Below are 6,775 nucleotides of genomic sequence, written 5' to 3'. Positions count from 1 at the left end.
AGTTCCCCTGGTAGGCAATAGGCACTGCGGATTTAAAAGTCGTTTATAGAAAACAGATACCTTTAAAACTGTGGGACAGCAGTGCGCATCAGCGGCTTTTTTTACGTCTGTTATCAGCTGGCGCCGAGAGTGCCCTTAACGGAACTCAGCCACCCTTCCAGTACCGGAGAGCGATACAGACCAATCAGTTGCTGCAGTTCACTGTTTGGCGTGGTGCGGTGAACATACAGCAGAAATTCCTGCACATGCGTTTGCACATCGGCCTGCCAGTTCTGTGGCGGCTGCCAGTCACTGAGCACCGCCTGCAGTTGTGGATAAACCTGCTGACGAGTCAGCAGCAGCAGCTCAGAGAACTTCATCGCACGGTCCAGTTCTGCAATCAGCGCTACCCGCGCCGCTGGCGGTGGTTGAGCACGCAAGCGCTGCACATAGCTCTGATAGCTTTCTGACGACTGATCAACAATCGCAGACTGCTCCTTCTGACGCGCACGGGTCAGCGGCTGAGCCGACAACTGCTGCAGTAACTCAAGCCTCTGCTCTTCCGCCATGGCCGACACAATGGCATCAAGACGAGCCTCTACCGCCGCTGGCGACCAGCGTGCACTGAGACGATCAACCACGTCATACTGCTGGCCGATCAGAGCGTTCTGTTCCAGCAGTACCTGTTGCGCAACATTGCGCGCCTGCTCGCTTAAGCCGGTGATGCCGGATACCAGAATGATGTCACGTATCTGCTGTGCCAGAGCTTCGGCTTGCTGTACTGCCTCGTCACTGATTTCTGTCTCAACCGCGTCTGCGGGAATATCGGTCGCCTGAGCACTGGCCAACGGGGCCAGACACATCATGGCAGTCACCAGAGACTTTCTGATCACTGCTGCTCTCCTGCCTGAATATTGTTGTAGGTTTGTTTATCGATCGCATTTTCACTGTTAGCAACCACGACCGAGACCATGGCGTCGCCGGTGACGTTCACCGCCGTGCGCATCATATCGAGAATACGGTCAACGCCGATAATCAGGGCGATACCTTCCACCGGCAAGCCAACCTGCTGCAGCACCAGCGCCAGCGTGACCAGACCAACTCCCGGGACACCTGCTGTACCAACCGATGCCAGCATAGCGGTGAGAATGACCGTCAGATAGTCCAGCATACTCAGATCCAGCTGAAACGCCTGTGCAATGAAGACCGTTGCCACGCCCTGCATAATAGCCGTGCCATCCATGTTGATGGTTGCTCCCAGGGGCACAGCAAACGCCGCCACGCGATTTTTAACGCCCATGCGTTGTTCGACTGCACGCAGGGTCACCGGCACCGTCGCCGTGCTGGAGGCGGTACTGAAAGCGAATAACTGTACGTTGCGCATTTTACGCAGGAAGACCGTTGGCGACAGTCCCGACAGGGTTTTCAGTAACAGTGGATACACCAGCAGACCGTGAACCAGTAAAGCCGCAACCACCGTCAGCATATACACCGCCAGATCGCCAACCTTGCCAATACCCTGCTCGGCAAACAGCGTAAACAGCAGGCAGAACACACCATACGGGGCAAAACCCATCAACAGCGTGACCAGCTTCATCAGCACTTCATTCCAGTCATTGAAATGTCGGCCAATGCGCTCACCGGGCTCACCACTGCGACCAATGGCAACGCCAATCAGCAGAGCAAAAACAATCACCTGCAGCATCTTGCCCTCGGCCATGGCCTGCACCGGGTTAGTCGGGAAAATATTCACCAGTACATCAATCAACGGCATCGCTGGCGGCGGCGTATAGCCACCATCAACGGTCATGTTCACTCCGGCACCAGGCTGCCACCAGCTCGCCAGTATCAATGCGATGGTAATGGCTAATCCGGTGGTCGCCAGATACAGCGAAATGGTTTTCAGGCTCAGCCAGCCCAGTGAGCTCTGGTCGCGTAAATGGCAAACGCCACAGACCAGTGAAACAAACACCAGCGGCACCACCAGCACCTTCAGACTGGCAACAAATAACTTACCGCCAAGCAGGAACAGCCCCTGACTCAGCAGATCATGAAACACGTAGCGCAACGTGCTGTCTGCGCCAGCTTCGGCCAGTAACGTCTGCGCCAGACTGCCCAGCAGAATGGCTGCGATCATAGCGATCAGAATTTTCCGGGTGAGCGTCATGAGGGTCCTTTCACTGGGTTATAAATGATAAAGCCCGCAGGGTGCGGGCTTTATCATAACAGCTAAATGAATCCGGTCACCCGGACACTGCCTCCTGTCGGCGGCAATGATCACTTTTTCTTACGTGGCTTCAGGTATTTGCTGATGCTCTGGAACCACATCACTTTGGACAGGTCACCAGAGATTTTAATGTCCTTATCCTGAATGCCTTTCATAAACGCATTCTTATCCTTAGAGGTCAGGATACGCAGACCGGTAGCCGCATCGGTGAAGCTGATGGTAAATGCCGGGTCTTTGTGAGCCTTACCTTTGCTGCGAATGCTGTTGTTTGCGATCACAAAGTGACGGGTCACTTTGCCATCTTCAGTCTGCAGCTGGAACGCGAAGTTTTTACCTTCGAGTTGCTTGGTGAAGTCCGGGTTCTTGCGCGCTGCTTTTTTCATCAGCAGTGCCAGAGCCCAAAGCAACAGTTGGAACTTAATCATGGAACTTCCTCTGGGTTGTAAAAGGTCTTCCGGAAGTCCGGTTGTACGGGGTATCACTTTGCCCGGAAGAGGCGCGATTGTGCCAGAGCGGGCATCCTTTGTACCAGTCCTTCCTTGCCTAGACGGCGCATATGCTGGCGGTTTCGTTCCGGAATACGCTCCGGATAACGGACACTGGCCAGTGCATTTTCAATATCATCCTCGCGGATAATATGCAGCATGGGGAATGGAGAACGGTTGGTGAAGTGGCTCATGTCCTCTTCATCCTCGCCCTCGAAAAGATAATCAGGATGAAACGTCGCCAGCTGTAACAGGCCTTCGTAGCCCATCTGCACCAGCAGGTTGTCGCAGATCAGCGACCAGTTCCAGTACTCATCGAAATCATCAAACGCAGCGGGCGTAACGAACAGTGCAGTAGGTAACTGCTGAGAATCGGCTTCAGCGACGTTTTGCAGCACCCGGATAAAATCCATGGTGATTGTGTCTGCATCGGGGCTGTCACTAACGTGAATAAGCAGAGTATCGAAAACGGGGTGGGCGAAGGGACAGAGCCCCTCGCCAATAACCAGCTGCCTGACCCATTCCCGGGTCAGCAGCTCAGGCGTACTTATTGTACGGCCTCTTTCAGCGCTTTACCTGGCTTGAAAGCCGGTACTTTGGCTGCAGCGATAGTGATCGCTTCACCAGTCTGAGGGTTTTTGCCCTGACGCTCTGCACGGTTACGTACTTCGAAAGTACCGAAACCGATCAGGCTCACAGAGTCACCTTCGCTCAGGGCTTTGGCGATCTGATCAGTGATGGCATTGATAACTTCAGAGGCTTTTTCTTTGCTCAGATCGGCTTTTTCCGCGATAGCCGCAGCCAGTTCTGGTTTACGCATGGATAAATATCCTTAACTTTAGGAGTTGTATAAACCCCCGATCCCCGGGGGAGTGTCTCGTCCTGTAACGCCTGGCGCACAGTCAGAGCTGAGGCTTAAGGCATAATCGCCGGCAGCTCTTTGTTGAGTGCTACTTTATTCATAACCCTGGCTCCGGTCAAAGCATACCCGAGCAATTCGCCACTTTCGCCACGGAATTCGGCCTGAATATCGGCACCTTCGCCATCGATTGACCAGTTTCCACTGCTTCCGGCAGCCGGAGGCGATACCACCACAGGTACTACAGGTGTTTTAACCGTCACCGGCATCACGCCAAAACTGGTGTCGGTAGCTTCGCCAGCAAGCGTTTTCGCCAGTGCGCGGGCCGAAGCCATCAGCGGCAGAACATACAGCAACACTCGTCCTTCGATTTCAGCGCAGTCGCCAAGAGCGTAGATGTCGGCTTCGCTGGTCTCCAGACGACGATTAACCAGAATGCCCTGATTAACCTGCAGACCGGCCTTAACCGCCAGATCCAGTCGCGGGCGCAGACCGATTGCAGAAACAACAACGTCCGCAGCAATGGTTTCACCGTTGGTGAGTGTGGCACGAACCCCCTCACCTTCCCGCACAATGCGGTTAACCAGCGGGCCAAGGTGGAAGCGAACGCCCAGTCCTTCAAGACCAGCCTGAACGGCATCGGCAGCCGCCGCAGGCAGTAACGATGGCAGCAGATGCTCACACGGGGCAACGACATCGATATCGAAGCCACCAGCAGCCATATCATTGGCGTATTCAGCCCCAATCAGACCCGCACCCATGATAAGAACTTTCTTCTTACCATCCGCCGCCTGACGGAAAGCCGCGTAGTCCTGCAGGTCGTTGATGGAGTAAATCAACTCCTCCGCATCGCCTTCAACGCGGCTACGGATTGCTTCAGCGCCCCAGGCCAGTACCAGCTTGCTGTACTCAACCGGCTCCTCACCGATAAAAATACGATGTGCTGCCGGATCAATGTGCGTTACGCGGGTATTGGTACGGATCACAATGTTCAGCTGCTCTGCCATGTCGGCAGCAGATGCCATCGCCAGTTCGTCCGCCGACTTATTTTTGCCAAAGCCGGTGGATAACATCGGCTTGGAGTAGTTGCGGCCGTCATCGGCAGTGATCATCAGAATCGGTTGTTCCGGTGCCAGCTTACGCAGTTCCTTGACCAGGTTATAACCGGCGAGGCCTGTGCCGATCACCACAACAGGAGCGGTATCTTTCGTCATAATTCAGTCCGGGGTAAAAACAGAGGGGGAGCAACGCAGAGGATTTCTGCGTTGCGGCAGGCGGCGAGTCGACTCAGATTTCAACCATTTCGAAATCGTCTTTACCTACACCACAATCAGGGCAGATAAAGTCAGCCGGAACGTCTTCCCAGCGAGTACCAGGAGCGATGCCTTCTTCCGGAGCGCCCAGCTCTTCATCATAAATCCAGCCACAAACTACACATTGCCACTTTTTCATTTTCACTACCTGTCTATGTCACATATTCTGAAAGGCGCTAAAACTACTCAGCAGGCCCCGGAAAATCAACGGTCAATTCCGGGCATTTCCGCACCGCCCTTGCCTGATCTGCACTTTTAGCGCATCCTGCGCGCCTGCAGGCGTGGCCTGCTATCACGTTTGAGCACGTCACGGAATTTCATGAAATTTCACGCCCAAAGTGGCCACAGCCGCCATCATTTTGCCAGCATTATGCACCCTCCGGCCCCCGGCTGGTCAGACCGCAACACAGTACCGGCATGGCAATTACCGCGTTTCTGGCGTGACTGGCTGCTGGATCAGGGCTCACTGACTGCCCGCATAAGCGCACTGCGTCCCGGCACCTTCAATGTTCAGGTTGTGCAGCAATACACTGGCCGACCAACCACCGTTGAACAGCAGGCGCTGAAGTTGTCCGCCCGCCAGAGTGTCTGGGTCAGGGAGGTTATTCTGCGCCTCGGCGATACACCACTGGTCTACGCCCGCACCGCCATCCCGCTGTCCAGCTTACGCGGTGACGAGACCCGCCTGCGCCGCCTGGGCAACCGTTCGTTGGGCAGCTACCTGTTCCGTCAGCCGTCACTGCGACGGACTCCGCTGCAAGTCAGCCACTGCAGAGCCAATGATCTGGGGGTACAATGGTCGCGCCGTTCAGTATTTACCCTGCACGGCAAACCACTGCTGGTAACGGAAGCCTTTGCCTCCGAACTAGCCGATTTCGCCTGCTAACCGCAACAACCGGATACCCGCATGACCGCTATCACTGATCTGCTCAACCGTCACTGGCCGCAGTGGCAGGACTGGATTGCGATTACCCGCCTGGATAAACCTGTTGGTTCCTACCTGCTGTTATGGCCAACCCTGTGGGCACTGTGGGTCGCGGCTGAAGGCCGACCAGATTTTGCTCTGGTGGTGATTTTTATACTCGGTGTGTTTCTGATGCGTTCGGCCGGCTGCGTCATCAACGACTTTGCCGACCGTAAGGTGGATGGCCATGTCAAACGCACCGCGGATCGCCCGCTGGCGACCGGACGCCTGACCTCACGCCAGGCACTGACTGGCTTTGGCATTCTGGTCGGACTGTCATTTCTGCTGGTACTGCTGACCAACACCTACACTGTTCTGCTGTCCTTTGGCGGTCTGTTTCTGGCGGCGCTGTATCCCTTTATGAAACGCCACACGCACCTGCCGCAGGTGTTTCTCGGCGCTGCTTTTTCCTGGGCCATTCCGATGGCGTTTGCCGCACAAAGCAATGAAGTGCCGGCGGTAGCCTGGCTGCTGTACGCTGCCAATCTGTCCTGGACCGTAGCTTATGACACCATGTACGCCATGGTAGATCGTGATGACGACCTGCAGATCGGGGTGAAATCCACCGCCATTCTGTTCGCTGATCTGGATATTTTCATGATCGGGGTGCTGCAGGGCATTGCGGTTTTCTGCCTGCTGTCTGCCGGGTCACAGCTGGCCCTGAGCTGGCCGTTCTGGCTGGCGCTGAGCGCCGGCTCCTTGTTTTTTACCTGGCAGCTATGGTCCATCCGCTCGCGTGGCCGCGAAGAATGTTTTACTGCCTTTCGCCAAAGCCACTGGTTCGGGCTGATCATCTGGATCGGCATTCTGCTCCACTACCTGCTCGCTCAGTTCAGCTGAAAGCCCCCTCTGATCAGGCGCTTTATCAGCTATTCGTGCGGTAAGGCGTCTGCTGTCACATCCCTGTAACAAATCACCAGTGTAATACGTCCGCAATATAGGATTATG

Annotated in this window: 9 protein-coding genes; 2 read left to right on the top strand and 7 right to left on the bottom strand. The window is 55.3% G+C overall.

Features of this window, described 5'->3' with window-relative positions; genetic code table 11:
- Window positions 1-113: 113 nt before the first annotated feature.
- The 7 genes from I9W95_RS00720 to I9W95_RS00690 form a co-directional block, all read right to left on the bottom strand.
- Window positions 114-872, bottom strand: coding sequence for a hypothetical protein (locus tag I9W95_RS00720; RefSeq protein ID WP_225670695.1), 759 nt, complete (start codon window positions 870-872; stop codon window positions 114-116).
- Window positions 869-2,146: a dicarboxylate/amino acid:cation symporter gene (locus I9W95_RS00715; protein ID WP_225670693.1), complete on the bottom strand. Its 1,278-nt coding sequence runs from the start codon at window positions 2,144-2,146 to the stop codon at window positions 869-871. Before I9W95_RS00715 ends, I9W95_RS00720 begins: the two co-directional genes overlap by 4 nt.
- Before the next feature lie 110 nt (window positions 2,147-2,256).
- Complete coding sequence (locus tag I9W95_RS00710; protein ID WP_225670691.1) at window positions 2,257-2,631, bottom strand: SCP2 sterol-binding domain-containing protein; 375 nt, start codon at window positions 2,629-2,631, stop codon at window positions 2,257-2,259.
- Window positions 2,632-2,684: 53 nt separating this feature from the next.
- Window positions 2,685-3,224, bottom strand: coding sequence for a DUF1415 domain-containing protein (locus I9W95_RS00705; RefSeq protein ID WP_225670707.1), 540 nt, complete (start codon window positions 3,222-3,224; stop codon window positions 2,685-2,687).
- 14 nt (window positions 3,225-3,238) lie between these two features.
- Window positions 3,239-3,511: an HU family DNA-binding protein gene (locus tag I9W95_RS00700; RefSeq protein WP_225670689.1), complete on the bottom strand. Its 273-nt coding sequence runs from the start codon at window positions 3,509-3,511 to the stop codon at window positions 3,239-3,241.
- 95 nt (window positions 3,512-3,606) lie between these two features.
- Window positions 3,607-4,764 (bottom strand): FAD-dependent oxidoreductase, encoded by a 1,158-nt coding sequence (locus I9W95_RS00695; protein ID WP_225670687.1) that lies wholly within the window; start codon window positions 4,762-4,764, stop codon window positions 3,607-3,609.
- Window positions 4,765-4,837: 73 nt separating this feature from the next.
- Window positions 4,838-5,002 (bottom strand): rubredoxin, encoded by a 165-nt coding sequence (locus tag I9W95_RS00690; RefSeq protein ID WP_225670685.1) that lies wholly within the window; start codon window positions 5,000-5,002, stop codon window positions 4,838-4,840.
- A 180-nt stretch (window positions 5,003-5,182) separates the two neighbouring features.
- Here I9W95_RS00690 and I9W95_RS00685 point away from each other — a divergent pair, with 180 nt between their 5' ends.
- Complete coding sequence (locus tag I9W95_RS00685; protein WP_225670682.1) at window positions 5,183-5,749, top strand: chorismate--pyruvate lyase family protein; 567 nt, start codon at window positions 5,183-5,185, stop codon at window positions 5,747-5,749.
- Window positions 5,750-5,770: 21 nt separating this feature from the next.
- Window positions 5,771-6,667 carry a 4-hydroxybenzoate octaprenyltransferase gene (ubiA, locus tag I9W95_RS00680; protein ID WP_225670680.1) on the top strand — a complete coding sequence of 299 codons (897 nt, stop codon included), beginning with the start codon at window positions 5,771-5,773 and terminating at the stop codon, window positions 6,665-6,667.
- Window positions 6,668-6,775: the final 108 nt, after the last annotated feature.

The organism is Thalassolituus marinus (assembly GCF_020320395.1).
Taxonomy (GTDB): Bacteria; Pseudomonadota; Gammaproteobacteria; order Pseudomonadales; family Oceanobacteraceae; genus Venatoribacter; species Venatoribacter marinus.
This window is presented reverse-complemented; position numbering and strand designations above follow the sequence as displayed.